General features: G+C 72.6%; 16 protein-coding genes and 1 pseudogene. 3 read left to right on the forward strand and 14 right to left on the reverse strand.

Annotated elements, in window-relative coordinates:
- Positions 1 to 672: 672 nt before the first annotated feature.
- The 3 genes from AB0K10_RS27000 to AB0K10_RS27010 form a co-directional block, all read right to left on the reverse strand.
- Positions 673 to 1,302, reverse strand: coding sequence for a hypothetical protein (locus AB0K10_RS27000; protein WP_363687947.1), 630 nt, complete (start codon positions 1,300 to 1,302; stop codon positions 673 to 675).
- Positions 1,303 to 1,315: 13 nt separating this feature from the next.
- Positions 1,316 to 3,100 (reverse strand): DUF4012 domain-containing protein, encoded by a 1,785-nt coding sequence (locus AB0K10_RS27005; protein ID WP_363687949.1) that lies wholly within the window; start codon positions 3,098 to 3,100, stop codon positions 1,316 to 1,318.
- Positions 3,101 to 3,200: 100 nt separating this feature from the next.
- On the reverse strand, positions 3,201 to 4,448 hold the full coding sequence (locus AB0K10_RS27010; protein WP_363687951.1) for a glycosyltransferase family 4 protein: 1,248 nt from the start codon (positions 4,446 to 4,448) through the stop codon (positions 3,201 to 3,203).
- A 168-nt stretch (positions 4,449 to 4,616) separates the two neighbouring features.
- On the opposite strand from AB0K10_RS27010, the gene AB0K10_RS27015 reads away from it, so the two are divergent.
- Positions 4,617 to 5,171, forward strand: a complete 555-nt coding sequence (locus AB0K10_RS27015; protein ID WP_363687953.1) for a low molecular weight phosphatase family protein — start codon at positions 4,617 to 4,619, stop codon at positions 5,169 to 5,171.
- Here AB0K10_RS27015 and AB0K10_RS27020 read toward each other — a convergent pair.
- From AB0K10_RS27020 to AB0K10_RS27070, 11 genes and pseudogenes are all read right to left on the reverse strand, one after another.
- Entirely contained in the window at positions 5,152 to 6,612 is a 1,461-nt protein-coding gene (locus tag AB0K10_RS27020) for a polysaccharide biosynthesis tyrosine autokinase (protein WP_363687955.1), read from the reverse strand. The genes AB0K10_RS27015 and AB0K10_RS27020 overlap by 20 nt on opposite strands.
- Positions 6,613 to 7,192: 580 nt before the next feature.
- Entirely contained in the window at positions 7,193 to 7,387 is a 195-nt protein-coding gene (locus AB0K10_RS27025) for a hypothetical protein (protein WP_363687957.1), read from the reverse strand.
- On the reverse strand, positions 7,384 to 7,716 hold the full coding sequence (locus AB0K10_RS27030; RefSeq protein ID WP_363687959.1) for a hypothetical protein: 333 nt from the start codon (positions 7,714 to 7,716) through the stop codon (positions 7,384 to 7,386). The genes AB0K10_RS27025 and AB0K10_RS27030 overlap by 4 nt, the downstream gene beginning before the upstream one ends.
- Positions 7,713 to 8,075 carry a DUF1622 domain-containing protein gene (locus AB0K10_RS27035; protein WP_363687961.1) on the reverse strand — a complete coding sequence of 121 codons (363 nt, stop codon included), beginning with the start codon at positions 8,073 to 8,075 and terminating at the stop codon, positions 7,713 to 7,715. Before AB0K10_RS27035 ends, AB0K10_RS27030 begins: the two co-directional genes overlap by 4 nt.
- A gap of 39 nt (positions 8,076 to 8,114) precedes the next feature.
- The gene (locus tag AB0K10_RS27040) at positions 8,115 to 8,702 is read right to left on the reverse strand and encodes a TMEM165/GDT1 family protein (protein WP_363687963.1); all 588 of its coding nucleotides are present in this window, start codon (positions 8,700 to 8,702) and stop codon (positions 8,115 to 8,117) included.
- A 214-nt stretch (positions 8,703 to 8,916) separates the two neighbouring features.
- Positions 8,917 to 9,882, reverse strand: a complete 966-nt coding sequence (egtD, locus tag AB0K10_RS27045) for an L-histidine N(alpha)-methyltransferase (RefSeq protein ID WP_363687965.1) — start codon at positions 9,880 to 9,882, stop codon at positions 8,917 to 8,919.
- 52 nt (positions 9,883 to 9,934) lie between these two features.
- Entirely contained in the window at positions 9,935 to 10,681 is a 747-nt protein-coding gene (egtC, locus tag AB0K10_RS27050) for an ergothioneine biosynthesis protein EgtC (RefSeq protein WP_363687967.1), read from the reverse strand.
- 40 nt (positions 10,682 to 10,721) lie between these two features.
- The gene (gene egtB, locus AB0K10_RS27055; protein ID WP_363687969.1) at positions 10,722 to 12,059 is read right to left on the reverse strand and encodes an ergothioneine biosynthesis protein EgtB; all 1,338 of its coding nucleotides are present in this window, start codon (positions 12,057 to 12,059) and stop codon (positions 10,722 to 10,724) included.
- A 131-nt stretch (positions 12,060 to 12,190) separates the two neighbouring features.
- Positions 12,191 to 13,426: an ergothioneine biosynthesis glutamate--cysteine ligase EgtA gene (gene egtA, locus AB0K10_RS27060; protein WP_363687971.1), complete on the reverse strand. Its 1,236-nt coding sequence runs from the start codon at positions 13,424 to 13,426 to the stop codon at positions 12,191 to 12,193.
- 155 nt (positions 13,427 to 13,581) lie between these two features.
- Positions 13,582 to 14,517 carry a hypothetical protein gene (locus AB0K10_RS27065; RefSeq protein WP_363687973.1) on the reverse strand — a complete coding sequence of 312 codons (936 nt, stop codon included), beginning with the start codon at positions 14,515 to 14,517 and terminating at the stop codon, positions 13,582 to 13,584.
- Positions 14,518 to 14,887: 370 nt separating this feature from the next.
- Positions 14,888 to 15,415 (reverse strand): annotated as a pseudogene (locus AB0K10_RS27070) (RNA polymerase sigma factor); the annotation flags it as partial.
- A gap of 521 nt (positions 15,416 to 15,936) precedes the next feature.
- Here AB0K10_RS27070 and AB0K10_RS27075 point away from each other — a divergent pair.
- Positions 15,937 to 17,319 (forward strand): serine/threonine-protein kinase, encoded by a 1,383-nt coding sequence (locus AB0K10_RS27075; protein ID WP_363687975.1) that lies wholly within the window; start codon positions 15,937 to 15,939, stop codon positions 17,317 to 17,319.
- Positions 17,320 to 17,425: 106 nt separating this feature from the next.
- A complete protein-coding gene (locus AB0K10_RS27080) occupies positions 17,426 to 18,688 on the forward strand; it encodes a nucleotide sugar dehydrogenase (RefSeq protein WP_363687977.1) in 1,263 nt (420 codons plus the stop codon).
- Positions 18,689 to 18,708 lie beyond the last annotated feature (20 nt).

Below are 18,708 nucleotides of genomic sequence, written 5' to 3' on the forward strand. Positions count from 1 at the left end.
GGGGCTTGCGGCACCGGGGGTGGCGGCCTGCGAGCGGGGGCTCGTGGCGCCGGGACCGTGTGTAACGACCGTCGGGCCGGGGTGATTCCCGGGGCCGGCCCGCCGGCGGATGCCGGATCTAGCCGGAGCGCTCGGCGGGCCTGCGGTCGTTCGGGGATCTGCAACGACCCGACCGGGCCGGCCATTCCCACCCCCACGACGGGGCGGGGCTGGCCGTGGTCCTGCGATCGTCAGGGTGTGTAACGACCCCCGGCTGGCCACGATTCCAGCCCACGAATGCCGCCGGTCACACCCCGACAACCCCCAGAATCGGGCATTCCGCGCCAACCGCGCTTGACCCGTCCGGCACCCGGTCGCCAAAGGGATGATCGACTCCAGGCCGGCGATATCGGGCCAACCGGCCCAGCGGGACACCCCCACATCGATCCGGGCGAGAGTCTCCCCGAGCGCCTCGAAGGAGGAGGCCGCACCGCGTTGATCGACTCGGGTTCCTGGATGCCGGGGTGTCCCGGGCGTACAGATGGCCCGTTTTCCAGGAACGCGAGTCGATCACCCCCTGGACGGGGCCGACGGGGCGTGGTGAGGAGGGGTGACGTGGAGCTGGCGCCCGTCGGAAGATCCGACGGGCGCCAGCTTGAGGTGCGTCCGGGCATTGCCCGGGGGTGGTGCCGGTTAGTGCGCGGCCCCGCCGAAGCGCTGGCGGCGACGCCAGGCCAGGGTCAGCAGCAGCATGATCGCGCCGGCGCCGACGAGGCCGCCGCCGAGCTTGATGGGCGTACCGATGCTGTCACCGGTGACGGGCAGCGGCTGCTTCCTGTGCAGCACCCGCAGCTCGGTGCTGGCGGTCCGCCCGGATTCCCGGCCCGTGGCGGTGAAGGTCAGCTGACCGGTCACCGACGGCTTGTAGCTCTTGGTGAAGCGCCCCTGCGCGTCGGTGGTCGCCGTGAAGGTGAGCGGCGCGCTCGCCTGGAACGCTACCGGCGCCATGGCCACGGTGGTGCCGTCGCTGCGACGCGCCGGTGCCTGACCGGCTGCCGGAGCGGCGAGCGGAGCCACGGTCACCGCGATGTCGACGGTCTCGTTGGGGCCGAAGCCGGTCCCCGTCAGGACGACCGTCTCGCCCAGGAAGATCGTCGGCCGGTTGACCGTCAGGGACGCGGCGGTCGGCGGGTACGGCGGCGGCTGGGGCGGGTCGGTGGTCGCGCTGGGCGCCGGCTGCGGCTGTGCCGCCCCCGCTGCCGTCGGCACGGCCACCACGGCCAGGCCGACCGTGAGCGCCATGATGATGCGGGATAGCCGCATGATTGGTTCCCTCCTACTGGTCACAGCTTGGTGCGGAATGAACTTGGGTGGTCCACGGGCTGGCGGTGGGGGTCAGCCACAGCTCGGCCTGCCCGACGCCGGTCTTGGCCGTCAGGACGGTGACCTCCAGCGCCCGCTCGGCGCCGGGGCCGATGTCGACGTTGGCAGTTGCCACCTGGCGGCGGCGTTCGGTGCCGCTGCCAAGTGCCGTCTCGGCCCCGTCGAGCCGGGCCTCGAGGACCGAGCCGCCAGCCGGACTGAAGATCGACACCAAGGTGCGAACGGTGTACGGATCACCGGCCAGGCCGAGGCCGAGGACCGACTTGCTGAGTCCTGACTTCGGCGCCGTCGAGCGCAGGGTCACCCGCAGCCGGAGCTCGCGGCGGCCGTCGGGTCGGCACTCGCCGACCGTGAGGCTCGCCGTCGGCCGCAGGTAGTAGCCGAGCTTCGCGCCGCTGCCGTCGTTGAGGAACACGCCGACCGTCGGCACGGTGTCATGCTCCGGGAGCGTCCCGGCCATCCGGCTGTCACCGAATGTCCGCTGTTCTCCCGGTCGGGCACTCCAGAACAATATCCGGCGTTCAGTGATAGCACGGTCAAATGCGGACAACAACACCCTCGGGTTGACATTCTTCTTGAAGAAGGCGTCGAACACCGCAGCGGCCGAGGACGCGAAGTACTCGTCCTGCTGCGCGGTGTCCAGCCGCTGGTAGCTCTCGTTGAGCAGGGTCTGCACGACCTTCTCGCTGGCCAGCGGCACACCACCGGGCACCAGCACCGGGCCGGTCGCCTTGAGCAGGTAGGACAGCACCACCGGGTCGACGGCGAGCACGCCGTCGACAGTCGTCCCGGTCTTGCGCCGGAACATCTCCCGGTACAGAGCGGCAGCGGTCGGGAAGTGCGGAGTGAGGTTGACGTCGGCGGGATAGATGCCCGGCAGGTCGGTCCAGACCGCCCGCGTCTCGGCGGGCAGCTTCAGCGCCGGCGTGAACCGGCCGAGGGAGGCGCTGCTGCCCTGCTGGCCCATCCGGACGCGACCGTTCTCGGCCTCGATCATCGCGTACGCGCCGAACATGCCGCCGGTGGCGCGCAGCTCGGCCAGGTTCTGCGAGACGAGCAGGTAGCGCCGCGCGCCACTCGCACCGAGCAGGGGCGGCAGCAGTCGCGCGCCCTGGTCGGCCGCGGCGGTGAGGCCGGCCAGTCGGTCGATCTCACCGCGCAGGTCGGTCAACGCCTGGCGGACCTGGCTGACCAGTCGGTCGACAGGTACGGCACCCAGGTCACGACGGGTGCCCTGCACCGCGTCGTTCACGCGGGTCAGCTCGGCGGAGACCGACGTGAGCCGGGCCAGGTCCAACCGGCCCTCGGCCGGCACCAGGCTGGTCAGGTCCGTCCGCAGCAGGGACGGAAACGCCCGCCGGGCCAGGTCGTCGATGGCGACGGCGATCTGCCGGACCGCGTCGAGGTCGTCGCCGGCGAACGGCGTACGCCGACCGAGCTTCCAGCTCGGGTCGGAGGTGGCGGCCCGGGCGGCGCCGGACTGCTCCTGCAGGGCGGACAGGGTCCGCAGGGCCCGATCGGTGTCCCCGCCGACCACCTGCGCGCTCAGCTCCCGGGCCAGACCGGCGGCGTTGAGCAGGTGGGCACGCGCCTGCCAACCGCGGAAACCGACCCATCCCCCAGCGGCCAGCAACAGCGATCCGACGACCAGGGCACCGAGCAGCGCCCGTCGCAGTCGAGCCCGCCGACGACGCCGGGATCGGCTTCGCCGTCGACGCGGCCGTTCGCTCTCCGTCACACCCACACTCCCGTTAACCGGAACCGGACAGTAGGTCGGATTCCCTGATGTTCTTAGCACGTTTCAGGGACTCTCGTACCGTTATAGCGTTTCTCGTCCCTTACGCGAGGTTTCCTCGCGGCTCCCCCACCGCCTGCGGATTCCGGCCGGCGGCCTCGTGCAGCAACCGTTCGATCCGGTCCACGCCGGCCGTCAGCGACATCTCCCGCAGGTACGTCTGCCGACCCCGGCGGCCCATCTCGGTACGCGCTGGCGGCGGGATGGTGGCGGCCAACCAGAACCGGTCGGCCAGCGCGGCCCAGTCCTCCGGCGGGCAGGACAACCCGGCACGGGCGCGTTCGACCAGCTCAGCGGTGTCCCCACCGGCCGACGCCACCACTGGCGCGGCGCAGGAGAGCGCGGCCTGGAGCTTGCCGGGCACCATGCCGCGAAGTTCCGGCAGGTCGCGCAGCATGATCAGCTGGTAGTCGGCGGCGGCGTACAGCTCGGGCATGTCGACTGGTGACCGCCGCTCCAGGAAGCGCACGTTCTCCGCCTTCAGGTCGGCGGCGAGCCCTCGCACCCGCCGCTCGTCCGCGCCCGACCCGACCAGGACCAGGTCCATGGTGCGGTCCAGCGCGGCGGCGGCCCGTACCGCCGTCTCCAGCCCCTGGCGCGCGCCGATGGTCCCGGCGTGCATGACCACGCACCGACGGTCCCGGCGGACCATCTGCCGGGCCGCCGCGCCGGGCGTCGCCGGGTAGAAGATGCGCTCGTCGGTCCAGTTCAACACGAGCTGGACCCGGGACGGATCCGCCCCGGCGGCGACCACGAGATCCCGCATCGACGGCGCGGCCACCGCGACCCGAGCGGCGGTCCGGTAGATGCGGGTCATCGCGGCGCCCATCCGCGCCGACCAGCGGCCTTCGCCCGCCGCGTCCACGCCGTCGCGTGCCCACACATCCTGTACGTGCAGCACGGCCGGCACCTTCGGAAGCAGCCGGAACACCGCGGCGGTGGCGAACGTGGTGGCCGGCAGCTGGAAGACGTAGAGCGCGTCCACGTCCCCGAGGAACCGACGCGCCGCCAGCGACGCGCTGCCGGCGAACGACAGATAGCTGGCCATCCGCGCGCCGGTGGACGCGGCTCCGCCGGAGAAGCGCGGCACCCGCCGGACCGCCAGCCGTTGACTGTGCGTCTCGTGGTGCCAGCGCTGCCGCCACCCCGGATAGACGTGGCCGCCGGGGTAGTCCGGGAAACCGGTGAGCACGCGGACCTCGTGTCCACGCGCGGCCAACTCCTCGGCGAGGCTGCCCGGGATGAAGGCGGGCTCGGGCGGGAAGTGGTACGACAGGATGCCGATCTTCACCGGGACACCGCCGACGAGTACGTATCGGCCTCGGCCGGCGCGGCACCGCGGTCGGCGGGCGTGGCGCCCGCGTACGATGCCGACAACCCCTCCCCGCGCGGCCTGCGGCGTCGACGCACCGCCCTCGCGGTGTGGCGACCCCTGTCCGCACCCACGAGAGGGCTTCCGATGGCCGACCGCGTGTTGTTCGTCTGCCACGCCAACCTGTGCCGCTCACCCATGGCCGAGTACCTGGCCCGCAGGCTGCTGGCCGACCGGCCCGTGCTGGTGTCCAGCGCCGGCACCGACGCGATGGACGGGATGGCCATGCACCCGTACGCCGCGCAGATCGCTGCCGAGGGCGGCGGCGACCCGGCGGCGTTCGCCAGCCGGACGCTGCGTCCCGAATATCTGGCGGACGCGGCGCTCGTGCTGACCGCGACGCGGCGGCAGCGTTCGGTCTGCACCGCGCTGGCGCCCGGCGCGCTGCACCGGACGTTCACCCTGCGCCAGTTCGGCCGGCTGGCGGCGGCGGCCGAGCTGCCCGACGGGTCGCGCGACGACCCGCTGGCCGCCGCCATCGCCGCCGCCGCCCACGCCCGGGGGCGGTTGCAACCCGCCGCCCCGGACGCGGACGACCTGCGGGACCCGATCGGCGGGACCGCCGCCGATTTCCGACGTTGCGCTGAGGAGATCGAACGCTCGCTACGACCCCTCGCCGCGCTCATCGGGGCAACCGGGTGAGTTCCTGGGTGCGGTCGCTGACGCCGTTGACCCCGGCGCCCTCGCTGTGTCGGGCGGCGGTGGCCCGGTCGGTCGGCACCGACGGCGTGGCCTGCGAGGCGACCACCCGGTAGGCCTCGTACTGGTACGCCTCGGCCTTGGCCACCTTGGCCATGTTCAGCACACAGCCGAGCAACCGCACCGAGACCGAGTGCAGCGAGCGGGCGGCAGCGGCCACCTGGGCTCGAGACGTACGGCCCTGCTGCGTCACCAGCAGCGCCCCGTCGGCCTGCACGGCCACCACGACACCGTCGGTCACCGCGAGCAGCGGCGCGGTGTCGATGATCACGATGTCCGCGGACTCCCGCAGCGCGAGCAGCAGATCCGCCATCGCCTTGGAGCCGAGCAGTTCGCTCGGGTTCGGTGGCGCGGAGCCGCTGGGCAGCACCAGCAGGGACTTGTCGCCCCACCGCTGCACCACGTCACCGACCTGAACGTCGCCGACCAGCACGTCGGTGAGACCGACGCCCGCGTCCAGGCCCAGGTACTCGTCGACCTTCGGGCGGCGCAGGTCCGCGTCGACAAGCAGCACCCGCCAACCCGCCTCGGCCAGTGCGATGGCCAGGTTGCAGGAGAGCGTCGTCTTGCCCTCGCCCTGCAGGGCGCTGGTCACGGCGATGACGCGGGCCGGCTCGTGTACGTCCACGAAGCGCAGGTTGGTCCGCAGCTTGCGGATCGCCTCGGCACGGGCCGAACTCGCGGCCTCACCGATGATCAGCGGCGAGGTGCGGGCGCTGCTCTCGAAGGGAATGTCACCGAGCAGCGGGCTGCCGGTGGCGCGTTGCAGGCCGGCGGCGTCCCGCAGGCGGATGTCGGCGACGCCGCGCAGGATCGCCAGGCCGACGCCGAGCACCAGACCGACCAGACCGCCGAGGGTGAGGTTGCGCATCGGTCGCGGTGAGACGGGGCTGGTGCTGACCCGTGGGCCGCTTACCACTTCGATCTTGATCGGTGCCTTGCCCTCGGGCGGCGTCTCGACCTTCTGGACGAGCTCGACGAACTTCGTGGCGAGGGTTTCGGTCACCCGCAGTGCCCGGGCCTGGTCGGTGTCGGTGACGGAGGCGCGCAGCAGGACGGTGCCCGTCTCGGTGGAGGTGGTCACCCGATGCTGGACCTCGTCGGCGGTGAGCCCGACCGGGGTCTCGGCCACCACGCTCTGCGCGAGACGGTCGCTGCTGAGCAGGTCGGCGTACGACTTGACACGCTGCTGAAGGAACAGTCCACCCTGGTAGGCGTCGGTGACGCCCTGGTTGGGGGTGGTGACGAAGAAGGTCACCGAGGCGACGTACCGGGGCTGGGCCCGCACGGTCAGGAACGCCGAGACGCCCAGGGTCACCATGACCGTGACCAGCACGACCCACCAGTGCCGACGCACGTGGCGCAATTGGCGGAGCAGGTCCATCAGGAGTGCCTCCGTGCGGGTCCGGTTACGCCAAAGAACTTCACGAAAACCCCCAAGGTCGTCTGCCAACTCGTGAAACCATTAAAGCCGCTCATACGGCTTATGTCCGGAGTTACGTAGTTTCGGGGGCGAACAAGTGCGCCCGCATGACCAACCCGACAAAGGGCCATTCGGCAGCGGCGACATCCGGGAAAAGTCCACGGCCAATCGCTGGCACCTCGGCCTACGCCGGGCACCCGGGCCGCCGACGGGCCTTCCTCAGGGCGGAGCTGGCCTCATGCGCGAGTTCGTGGTCGACGACCTGCGCTGGCCATCCGCCGTGGCTGCCCGCCGTGTCGGTGTGCTGGTGAGCCACGCACCTCAGAGGTATGAATGTGACTCCGCGGTATGTGGCTGACGACCGCGTCGGCCCCCAGGGACGGGACCGACGGTCACCGGGCGCCGGCCGTGCTCGCGGTGGTCAAACCACACCTGGCGCCGGCCGGCAGAAAGTGGCGGTCGCGGACGGAAACTCGTCGGCCGTGACCGCAAGGGCGCCGGCGGTCGCCCGCACGGGGCGACCGCCGGAATGTGGAACGCGTCAGCGGCGCTCGTTGGGCCGGCGCTCCTCGGTCTCGTCGGCCAGCGCGTCGGTCGTCGGCGCGGTGAGATCGTCGCCGGGCACCGCCACCTCCTCCGCGAGATCCTGCTCGTCGGGCTTGCCGCCGGGCTGGGGCTCGGGAGCGGTGGCGCCGCCGGCGTAGCCGTACTCGTTCGGTTCGTCGTGCCGGCTCATGTGGTTATCCTCCCGCTTTTCCCTGTTTCGCTGCTACCGCCCACGCTAAGTGGTGGTCGTCGTCCGCGCAGCGTGGCGGGGATTGTCGGGCGCGACCATGGCGGCGTGAAACTCAACGCCGCCGCGAGCAGTTGGCGTAGCGCGACGATCGCCGCCGCGACGGCCAGTCCACCCCACTGCGGATCGCCGGCGAGACGGAGCAGACCGGCCGCCGTCAGCAGGTCCAACAGCACCCGGACCGCGACCCGAAGGGCACCGGTGCACAGCGCCGTGACCACACCGGCGATCAGGGCCAGCGCGGTCACCACCTCGACCAGCGCGCCGATCATGACCGCTGCTGCCCGTCGCTGACCTGCCGCTGCTCCTGCCGGATCTCTCGACCCAGGAAGTAGTTCAGCGCCGTCCGGATGGTGGCGATCGCCGCCAGCTGGCCGATCTGGGTGAACGACGGCGACACGGCGGTCCGTAGGACGTCGGCCGCCAGTTGGAACTCCAGACCGAGCGTCAGAAACCGGCCCAGGGACAGCCGGATCGGAGTGAAGACGGCGGCGGTACGGTGCCGCAGCCCTTCGACCGCGAACCGCACCGCCGCCCACAGGGCGCCCACGAAGATCACCAGAGCGCCGGCCACCTCCACCACGGCGACAAGCACCTCATCGCCGTGGCGCAGCAGCTCCGCCGGCTCCACCCGCAGGCGTTACCCGCCAACGGGGCAGCTAGTCGGCGCTCAGGTCAGCTCGTTGACCGCCTCCAGGATCAGCCAGAGGCCACTGATGGCGAAGAGCACCGCGGCGCCGTACTTGATGGTCTTCTCCGGCAGGCGGCGGCCGAGCATCCGGCCGACCAGGATGGCCAGCGCGTCCGCGGCCACCATGCCGACCGTGGAGCCGAGCCAGGTGCCGAACCAGCCGTACTTGGTGGCCAGGGTGATCGTCGCGAGCATCGTCTTGTCGCCCAGCTCGGCCAGGAAGAACGCCACCGACACCGCCACGATCGCTCTCTTGCTGGTCCTCTCGGCCTTGCGCTTCTCCTCCTCGGTGAGCGTGTCACCGCGCAGCGTCCACGCGCCGAAGCCGAGGAACGCCACACCGGCCACCAGCGAGATCCACTCGGTGGGCAGCACGGCGCCGAGACCCGAACCGATGGCGACCGACGCCAGGTGCACCACCGCCGTGGCGACGGTGATGCCGATCAGCACCGGAACCGGTTTGAACCGCGTGGCGAACGTCAGCGCCATCAACTGGGACTTGTCTCCCAGCTCGGCCACGAAAATGACACCGAAGCTGACGACCAGCGCGGCGAGGAATCCCTCCATGACATCCTTCCCGTTCACGCCGGGAGGAGGTACGGGGCGCCCTCGACCCGGCTGCAACAGCCTGAGTCGAAGGTCTCGCCCGCCCCGGAGACCGGGGCCGCGTGGCCGGGTGCGGAACGCACCAGTATGTCGACCACGACATTGGGGGCTACTCCCCTTCGCGCGACCAGCCTAACGGATCACCAAACGGGCCGGGCGTCGTGGGTGAACAGCCTCACCGTGCCTGCGCCAACGTCACCCCGAAGAGCCCGTCCGGGTCGGTCCAGAAGTGTGCCGCCGCGAAACCCGCGTCGTGCAGCTCGGCGGCGACCCCCTCCGGGCGGAACTTCGCCGACACCTCCGTCCGCAGCTCCTCCCCCGCCGCGAACTGGACCGTCAGGTCCAGCACCCGGACCCGCATCGGCCGCGTCGCCCGCAGCCGCATCTCGATCCACTCGTGGGCCGGGTCCCAGTGAGCGACGTGCGCGAACGCCTCCGGGTCGAAGTCGGCGCCCAACTCCCGGTTGATCACGTACAGCACGTTGCGGTTGAACTCCGCCGTGACCCCCGCCGAGTCGTCGTACGCGGGCACGATCACCGACGGGTCCTTCACCAGGTCGGTGCCGAGCAGCAGCCAGTCACCCACCTCCAGCGCGGCGCGCATCGCCGCCAGGAAGTCGGCCCGCTCGGCCGGCAACAGGTTGCCGATCGTGCCACCCAGGAACACCACCAACCGCCCACCACCTGTGGGTAGCCGGTCGAGGTGGCGGGTGAAGTCCCCCACGATGCCCCGAACCCGCAGCCCCGGATAGTCGACGGCGATCTGCGCTGTCGACCCCAGCAGGGCACTGACCGACACGTCCAACGGGACGAACGTGCCCAGGCCGCCCTGGCGGGTGAACGCGTCCAGCAGCAGCCGGGTCTTCTCCGACGAGCCGGAGCCCAGCTCGATCAGGGTCTTGACGCCCGTCAGCGCCGCGATGTCGGGTGCGTGCTCGGCCAGCACCGCCCGCTCCGCCCGGGTCGGGTAGTACTCGGGCAGCCGGGTGATCTCCTCGAACAGCTCACTGCCCCGCGAGTCGTAGAACCACTTCGGCGGCAGCCACTTCGCCTCGGCGGTCAACCCGGCCCGGACGTCCTGGCGCAGAGCACGCTCCAGGTCCTGCGGCTCAAGGTAGATCTCCAACGGGTCCGCGGTCATCGGTCCTGCCTCTCTGCTCCGTCACACACCTCGCGTTGCCGACCGGCGCGACTCACGCGGTCGGCAGCGGACACATCCGCACCTCGTCCACCGTGGCCGTGACCAGGTGCCCCTCCGGCACCGGCCGCCATCCGGGGTCGTCGTCGTGTGGCTCGGACGCCACCAGCACCGAGCCCGCCGCCGCGCGCACCGACAGCGCATGGCCGGACGTGGTGGCCACCACCCGCCGCCCGTCGGTGAGCAGCACGTTCAGCCGCGACCCCGGGGCTGCCACGGCGACCTCGGCCACCGTCGCGGCCACCGCCTCCGCCGGGTCGTCGCCGGCGCGCAGCCGGTGCCGCACCAGCGCCCACAGCAGCGCCGAGTCGGTGGCCGCGTCAAGCGTCAGCAGGTCACGCACCGGCAGGCCGGCGGCGAGCGGCACCACCGCGTCCGGCCAACCCCGGACCACCCCGTTGTGGCTGAACAACCACCGCCCCTCGGCGAACGGCGCGGCGGCGCCGTCGAGCACCGCCATCCCGACGGTCGCCGAGCGGACCGCGGCCAGCACCGCTCCGGCGCGGGTCACCGCCGCCAACTCGGCGATCGTCGGGTCGCTCCAGATCGGCTGGGCACGCCGGTACCGCACCGGATCGCCGTCGTCCGGATACCAGCCGACGCCGAACCCGTCGGCGTTGATCGTGCCGCCGCCGCGCATGTCGCGTGGCGCCCAGGACTGGCGTACGAGCGCGTGCGCCGGCTCGAACAGAAGCTCGGCAAGCGTGACCGGCGGCCCCAGATAGGCCAGGTGACGACACATCAGCGCAACCCGGCCGCCAGCGCTCCGGCCCGGTGGGGCGTCACCGCTGCGACTCGTCCGGGCGGGCGTCGCGGGCGCAACGGAAGCCGCTGAAGATCTGCCGCCGGATCGGATAGTCCCAGTTGCGGAACGTCCCCCGGCACGCCGACCGGTCCGTGCCGAACGAGCCGCCGCGCAGCACCCGGTAGTCGTCGCCGAAGAAGACCTCCGAGTATTCGCGGTACGGAAACGCGGTGAAGCCCGGATGCCCGCGGAACGTGGTCGACGTCCACTCCCAGACGTCCCCGATGAGCTGGTGCACCCCCAGCGGCGACGCGCCGGCCGGGTATGCGCCCACCGGAGCCGGGCGCAGGTGACGCTGGTCGAGGTTGGCGTGCGCCTCGGTCGGGTCACCGTCACCCCACGGGTAACGGCGCGACCGACCCGTCGCCGGATCCCACCGGGCGGCCTTCTCCCACTCCGCCTCGGTCGGCAGACGCTTGCCGGCCCACGCGGCGTACGCCTGGGCCTCGTGGAAGCACACGTGCACCACCGGCTCGTCGGCGCGCACCGGATCCCACCGGCCGAACCGCCGGTACGCCCAGCCGTCGCCGTCACGGCGCCAATGCATCGGCGCGACGAGCTGCTCGGAAACCCGGTGCTCCCAGCCCGCCGCGCTCCACCAGCGCGGATCGGCGTAGCCGCCGTCGGCGATGAACGCCTCGTACTCGCCGTTGGTGACAGGTGTGGCATCGATGACGTACGCGGGCAGATCGACGCGATGCGCGGGACGTTCGTTGTCCAGCGCCCACGGATCGGTGTCGGTGCCCATCGTGAACTCGCCCGCCGGCACCAGCACCTCGCCGCCGACCCGGGCGGTCGGCTCGGGCGGTGGCGGGGCGTGCAGGACCGCCGCCCCCGCACGCAGTTGGTGGGTCGCGAGCATCGTCTCGTCGTGCTGCTGCTCGTGCTGGACGATCATGCCGAAGGCGAACCCGTCGGCGACCAGCGGCCGATCGGTGAAGCTCACGGCGTCGAGCAGGTCGTGCACCTTGTCGCGGACCGTACCCAGATAGGCGCGCGCTTCCGCCGGTGGCAGCAGCGGCAGCGCGGGGCGGTCCCGGCGGGGCTGCTTGAACGCGTCGTACAGCTCGTCGATGTCACAGCGGACCGGCTCGCGGCCACCCACATCGCGGACCAGCCAGAGCTCCTCCTGGTTACCGACGTGTGCCAGATCCCAGACCAACGGCGACATCAACGGAGAGTGCTGGCGCATCAGGTCGTCGTCGTCGACCGCCTCGGTCAGCAGGGCCGTGCGGGACCGTGCGCGTGCCAACTCCTCCGCGATCCGACCCCGCAAACCCTCCCCGTCGGGATGTTCCGTCGTGCGTACGCTCACCGTCTCGCCCTTCACCGCTTTCCCCTCCGCTCGCGACTGCGGGGCTCGCAACCCCGGCTCACTCCTCGCGCTCACCCGACCGCTTTCCGCTCGCGACTGCGGGGCTCGCAACCCCGGCTCACTCCTCGCGCTCACCGGTCTCCCCTCTGTGCGGCGGCCAGCCGCCGTCGTACGCCTCGTTGGACCTCGTCGTGGGTGTCGGCCGGCAGTTCCAGCCGGGGCAGCGCCGCCAGGGCCAGGTCGAGCAGCGCGGCCGCGGCGGCGGCCAGCGGCGGGTCGGACAGGCCGTGCCGGGCGGCAGCCGACCAGCGGTGCGCCACCGGCGCGGCGATCGCGTACGCCGCCCGCACGGTGCCCGCGTCGACGAACAGCGCGCTCAGCACCGCCAGCGGGAGACGCCAGTCCCGGTCGGGCTGAGCATCCAGATAGCGCAGCTCCAGGTAACCGCGCGGGCGCACGGGTGGAAAGAGGGTGCTGACGTGGTAGTCGAGATCATCGGTGGTGGGCGGGCGGGGCAGCGCGCCGTCGAGCCAGTCGGCGAAGGTGACACCCGGCGGCGGAGCCCAGTCCGGACCGCGTCGACGCAGGCAGAGCAGCGGCGCGGCGAGCACATACCGGATCCAGGTGGCCGTGGGGTCCTCGTCGGCGTTGCCGGGCACCCACACCGGGCGGGTGCGGGCCGGGTCGATGGCCAACCAGGCGGCCATCCGCGCGGACGCCCAACCAGTGCGCCGCCCGGCGTGCCGGCTGGCCGAGGCGAACGCCGCGAGCAACGGCGGCCCGACCGCGTGGGCCGCTGCCCAACGCGCCGCCAACTGGTCGGGCTCGCCGATGTCGAGGCAGACCTGCAGACCGGCGGTGCTGTACATCATCGTCCGGCCGGCCGGACCGCGCCTGTCGAAGGCGCGACGCATGGCGCGGTAACGGGGGGTGTCCACCACCGGGCGGGGCCGACGGTGTGGATCGATGCCGCTGCGACCGAGGGTCAACCCGGCGGCGGCCAGTAGGCCGGTGACCTGGGCGATGTCGGCCTCGGTGGCCTGGATCAGGGAGCCGGTCGAGGAGCGCGGCGGGGTGGAGATCTCCAACTGGCCGCCCGGTTCGACTGTCACCGTGCCGCCGTGCCGCAGCGGCTCGGCGGGACTCGTGGCGTCCAGCGTGACGGGGCTGTGACGCCCCAGCGCCGCCCGCAGCCGCACCGGATCGACAGGTCGGGCAGGGTCGGCGGCGTCGTGCACGGTCCATTCCAGTTCGACGCCGGTGTATGTCGGGGGGCCGGTCTTGAAGCAGATGCGGGCGAGATGTCGGCCTGCGGCGGCGGACTCCCGCATGATCGCGCTGCGGTCCAGCTCGGGCGACGTCACCACCGGTGCAGCCTCCTTCGTCGTGCGCCAGCTCCGGGACACTGTGCCACCGTAAACCCACCCACCGACACTCTCGGCGGCGTCGACCGTGCCACCAACCCCTGTCTAACAGACGAATTTCCCAGTGCGCGCCAGAACGAACCGTGCCGGCCGGACGCTCAGTTCCGAGCCGGTCCCGTCGGGTGGGAGGGCGTGACCCGCGCCGATCCGGGCAGCGTCGGCGGTTCGGCGGGGGGAGACGGCCGGGCCGGAGCGGACGGCGCCGCCGACGGGGACGGTCGCGCCGGAGCCGACGGCTTGGCCTCGGGCACCAGCCGCTGGCAGTACGCCTCGACGGCGGGGACGCCACCGGCGGCCGTCACCAGCCGCTGGAAGGCCGGCGTCCGCAGCGCCTTCTCCCGCTGCTCGGGCTTCTTGGCCAGCCAGGCCCGACACAGTCCGTGCAGCTGACCGTTCGGGGTCGATCCGGCGGACGGAGTGCCGGCCGAGGACGGCGGCCCGGACGGCGTCGACCGGGTCGGCGGGGCCGACGGGGCCGATGGGGTCGACGGGGTCGCTGCGGGACCGCTGCCGGTCGGTGGCGCGCTGCTCGGCGCCGGCGGCAGCGGGTCGGGCGCCCGGTCCAGGCCGGCCGCGGCGAACGCGGCACCCGCGGTCGCGGTCGCGGCCAGCGCGCCGATCCAGGCCAACGCGCCCGTGGTGAGCCGGCGGCGGCGTGGTCGTCGGGCCACGGAGGGCGCCGGGGCGGCGACCCGGGCGGCGCGGAACGCGGCCAACGCGGCCTCCTCGCCCGCCAGCTCCGCCGGCCGGACCGGGCCGGCAGCGGCAGCGAGCAGGCCCGCCAGCGGGTCGGCCGCCGCCACCGAGGCGACGGTCCCGCCGGATCGCTCGGTCGCGTCGAGGTCGAGGGTCGCCTCGGAGTCGACGGCCGCGTCGCTGCGGGTGCCGTCGAGACCGAGAGACGCCTCGGAGTCGAGAGACGTGTCAGGGCCCAGAGACGCCTCGGGATCGGCTGCCGCGTCGATGCGGGTGGCGTCGAGCAACCGTTCGGTCTCGGCACGGCCGCCGTGGCGGTCCGGCCGGTACGGGTTCATCCGGAATCCCCTCACGTCAGCCGTCCGCCTGCTCGGCGTGTGACGTCCGTCGGGATCGGCCGGTCCGCCCGCGAGGTGGCGGAACCACCTCGGCGCCGACCGACGGTACGACGCCGTCGGCGCCAAGGACCGGCGCCGAGGTCGCGTCCTGGGCGGTCGGCGCGGACGCCGGGCCCTGAGCGCCGGGCGCAGGCGCAGGCCGCGCGGTCGGCGCGGACACCGGGCCCTGAGCGCCGGGCGCAGGCCGCGCGGACACCGGGCCCTGAGCGCCGGGCGCAGGGGCAGGCCGCGCGGTCGGCGCGGCCACCGGGCCCGGTACGCCTGTCGCCCGGGTCGTGACAGCGCCCTCGGTCGGCTCGGTCACCGTCTGCCGGTCCAGCAGGGTGGCCAGCCGCCGCAGCCCACGGTGGGCGGCGGTCCGGACGGCTCCGGCTCGGCGTCCCAACACCCGACCGGCCGACTCCGCGTCCAGCCCGATCACGGCCCGCAACAGCACCGCCTCGGCCTCGCGCGGCGGCAGCGTGGCGATCAGCGCCAGGGCCGCTTCGGTGCTGATCGTCTCGCCGGCCCGCTCGGCGGTGTCGCCGTCGCCGGCCAGCTCGGTGAGCGCCTGCACCGGGACCGGCAGCGACGGTCGTCGACGCAGGCGGCGCAGATGGTCCATGGCCCGATTACGGGCGATGGTGACCGTCCAGGCGCGGAACTCACCGCCCGTGAAGTGGGGCAGGTCACGGGAGATCTGCAACCAGGTCTCCGATGCCACGTCCTCGGCGTCCGCGCCGACCAGCGCGGTCAGGTAGCGGAGCAGACCGGGCTGGAGGCTGCGGTAGAGGAAACGGAAGGCGTCCTCGTCTCCGGCCTGCGCGGCAGTGACCGCGTCGGACAACTCGCCGGTCATCGGTGGCTCGCGGATGGCTCGGGTCGGCGGCCCGGCCTGACGCGCCGCGCCGGCGCTGTCCGCGCGCGAACCGTCGGCCCCACCGGCTCCCGCACCCCCACCGCCCTCCACCGAATCCGCTGTCGCGCCCGCTTACCGGGCCGGCTGGGTGGCCGCATCGGCACGAGAGCTCTCGACGCGCGGCCCGCCGGACGGCTCCGAGCCGGGCTAACGGTAGGAGGCGGCCATCGGAGCGACAAGCCGGGATCGCGTCACGGAAGAGTGACAATTATCAAGCCGTCCACGCGGCGTGCCGCCGTAACAGGTACGAAACACCGGACGCTCCCCGTGCCGGGACACGGCCCGCAGCGGTGATCCGGAAAGCGTACGCCGGAATGTGTCGGGTTTTGTCACCTGCTGCTGTCGGACCGTCACAGAGAGGCCGCGTCCATAAGGGTCGGACCGGACGGACCGGAGGGTACGACCACGTGGCCGATCAACCGCAGCGCGCCGTTCTCCGCCACTCTGGGTACCGTAAGGCTGTGTTGTCATCGGAGGTCGTGCTCAGCGGGCGGTACCGCCTGGACGAACGTGTCGCCACCGGCGGCATGGGCGACGTCTGGCGTGCCTCGGACCTGGTCCTCGGCCGACAGGTCGCGGTAAAGGTCCTGCTGCCGGCACTGGTCTCCGACCCGGACTTCATCGCCCGCTTCCGGGCCGAGGCACGGATCATGGCAGCTCTGCGGCATCCCGGCATCGTGCAGGTGTTCGACTCCGGCGAGGACGACCTGCCCGACGGCGGTCGGGCGGACTACCTGGTCATGGAGTTCGTCGAGGGTGAGCCGCTGTCCAAGCGGATCGAGGCGGCGGGCCGGCTCGACGTGGCCGAGACGATGTCGATCGTGGCCCAGGCGGCGCACGCCCTGAGCGCGGCGCACCGCGGCGGCATCGTGCACCGCGACGTCAAGCCGAGCAACCTGCTGGTCCAGGAGGACGGCACTGTCGTCCTGGTCGACTTCGGCGTCGCCCGCTCCACAAATGTGACAAGCATCACCAGCACCAACGCGGTGCCGGGCACCGCTCTCTACATGGCGCCCGAGCAGGCCGCGGGTCGTCCGGTAAGCGGCGCCACCGACATCTACGCGCTCGGCGCGGTCGCCTACTGCTGCCTGACCGGCGGTCCACCGTTCACCGGGGACAACCCCCTCCAGGTCGCCATCCGGCACCTGGACGACGAGCCGCCGGAGCTGCCGCACGACATGCCGGAGGCGGTCCGCGCCCTCGTGTCGCGGGCCCTCGCGAAGGATCCGCTGGATCGCTTCACCAGTGGCTCCGCGATGGCCGAGGCCGCCCGCACCGCGGTCACCGGTGGCGAGCCGCCGACGGCGATGGCGGAGTCGGTCCCGCTGCGCGAGGCAGGGCCGGGCACCCGCACCGACGTGCCGGTCGGCGCGGCGGTGGCGAGCCCGGCGGGCGCCGGCCGGCAGCGACGGCGCGGGCCACTTGTCGGCGCGGCGGCCGCGATGCTTGTCGCCCTGATCGGCCTGGGGGCGGCACTGGGTGCGGCGCGCCACACCGGGGACGACAAGCCGGCCGTGAACCTGCCGACGACCTCCGCGACGCAGGGGTCGACCGAGCAGGCGGAGTTGCCCGCAGCGAACGAGCAGGTCACCGACGATCCGCAGCGCCCCGACCGGCCGACCGGCCCGGACGCCACAGTGTCGGCGTCGACCACCGCCACGCCGAGCGTGCAGCCCTCCCAGTCGTCCAGCCCGCCGTCGGCGACGCCGAGCGGCGCCACCACCGCGCCGCCGGCCAGCGACCCGCCGAAGAGCGATCCGCCACCGAGCAACCCGCCGCCACCGACCGACCCGGCCCCCACCACGGGGACGTCGACCGGCCCGGAGGACCCGGCGGGCGAGTGACCCGGCACCACCCCACCAGCACCGATATCCCCAAAACGGACTTACGCCGCCGAAGACCCCTCTAGGCTCTCAGCAGGTCATTTCACCATCTGCCGTGGGAGCCCGGGTGAGCGCTGAGAAGCTGGTCGTGATCGGCCAGGGGTACGTCGGACTGCCGCTGGCCATGCGCGCCGTCGAGGCGGGCTTGGACGTCGTCGGCCTCGACGTCGACGCCGACCGGGTGAAGCGGCTCGCGTCCGGTGAGTCCTTCGTGGAGGACATCCCCACCGACCGGCTCGGCCGCGCGCTGGGAAGCGGTCGGTATCACCCCAGCACGGAGTACACCGACGCCGAGGGTTTCGACATCTGCGTCATCACCGTGCCCACCCCGCTGCGTGACGGCACTCCGGACCTGAGCTTCGTCGAGCAGGCAGGCGTCGGGATCGGCCCGTACGTACGGCCGGACTGCACGGTGATCCTGGAGTCGACCACCTATCCGGGCACCACAGAGGAGCTGCTCCGACCGCTGCTGGAGTCGGCCAGCGGGCTGACCAGCCCCGGCGACTTCCACCTCGGCTACAGCCCGGAGCGGATCGACCCGGGCAACCCGACCTGGCGACTGGAGAACACCCCGAAGGTGGTGTCCGGTGTCGACCCGGCGTCGCTGGCCCGGGTGCAGGGGTTCTACCAGCGTCTCGTGGAGCGCACCGTCGCGGTGGACTCCACGAGGGTCGCCGAGCTGACCAAGCTGATCGAGAACACGTTCCGCCAGGTCAACATCGCGCTGATCAACGAGCTGACGATGCTCTCGCACCACCTGGACATCGACGTCTGGCAGGCGATCGACGCCGCCGAGACCAAGCCGTTCGGGTTCCTGCCGTTCCGGCCCGGCCCCGGTGTCGGCGGGCACTGCCTGCCGATCGACCCGTGCTACCTGTCCTGGCAGGTCAAACGGCGTCTCGGCCGACAGTTCCGGTTCATCGAGCTGGCCAACGACATCAACCACGAGATGCCCGAGCACGTGGCGCAGCGCATCATGGCGGGCCTCAACCGCGCCGGCCGGGCCGTGAGCGGCGCACGACTGCTGCTGCTCGGGCTCGCGTACAAGAAGAACACCGGGGACATGCGGGACTCCCCCGCCGTCGACGTGGCCCGCCGGTTGCAGGCGCTCGGCGCGGAGGTCCACGCGGTCGAGCCGTACGCGGAGGCCCACCAGATCCCCGCCGGGGTCACCGTCGTCGGGCTCACCGAGCGGGAGGTGCGGGCCGCGGACGCGGTGGTGGTGGTCACCGACCACGACAGCTTCGACTACGACCTGGTGGTCCGGCACGCCCGCTACGTCTTCGACACCCGCAACCGGTGCGTCGGCGAGATGGTGGAGCGCCTCTAGACCCGGCACCGCTGGCCGGT

It is taken from the genome of Micromonospora sp. NPDC049274 (assembly GCF_040678875.1).
In the GTDB taxonomy this organism is placed as follows: domain Bacteria; phylum Actinomycetota; class Actinomycetes; order Mycobacteriales; family Micromonosporaceae; genus Micromonospora.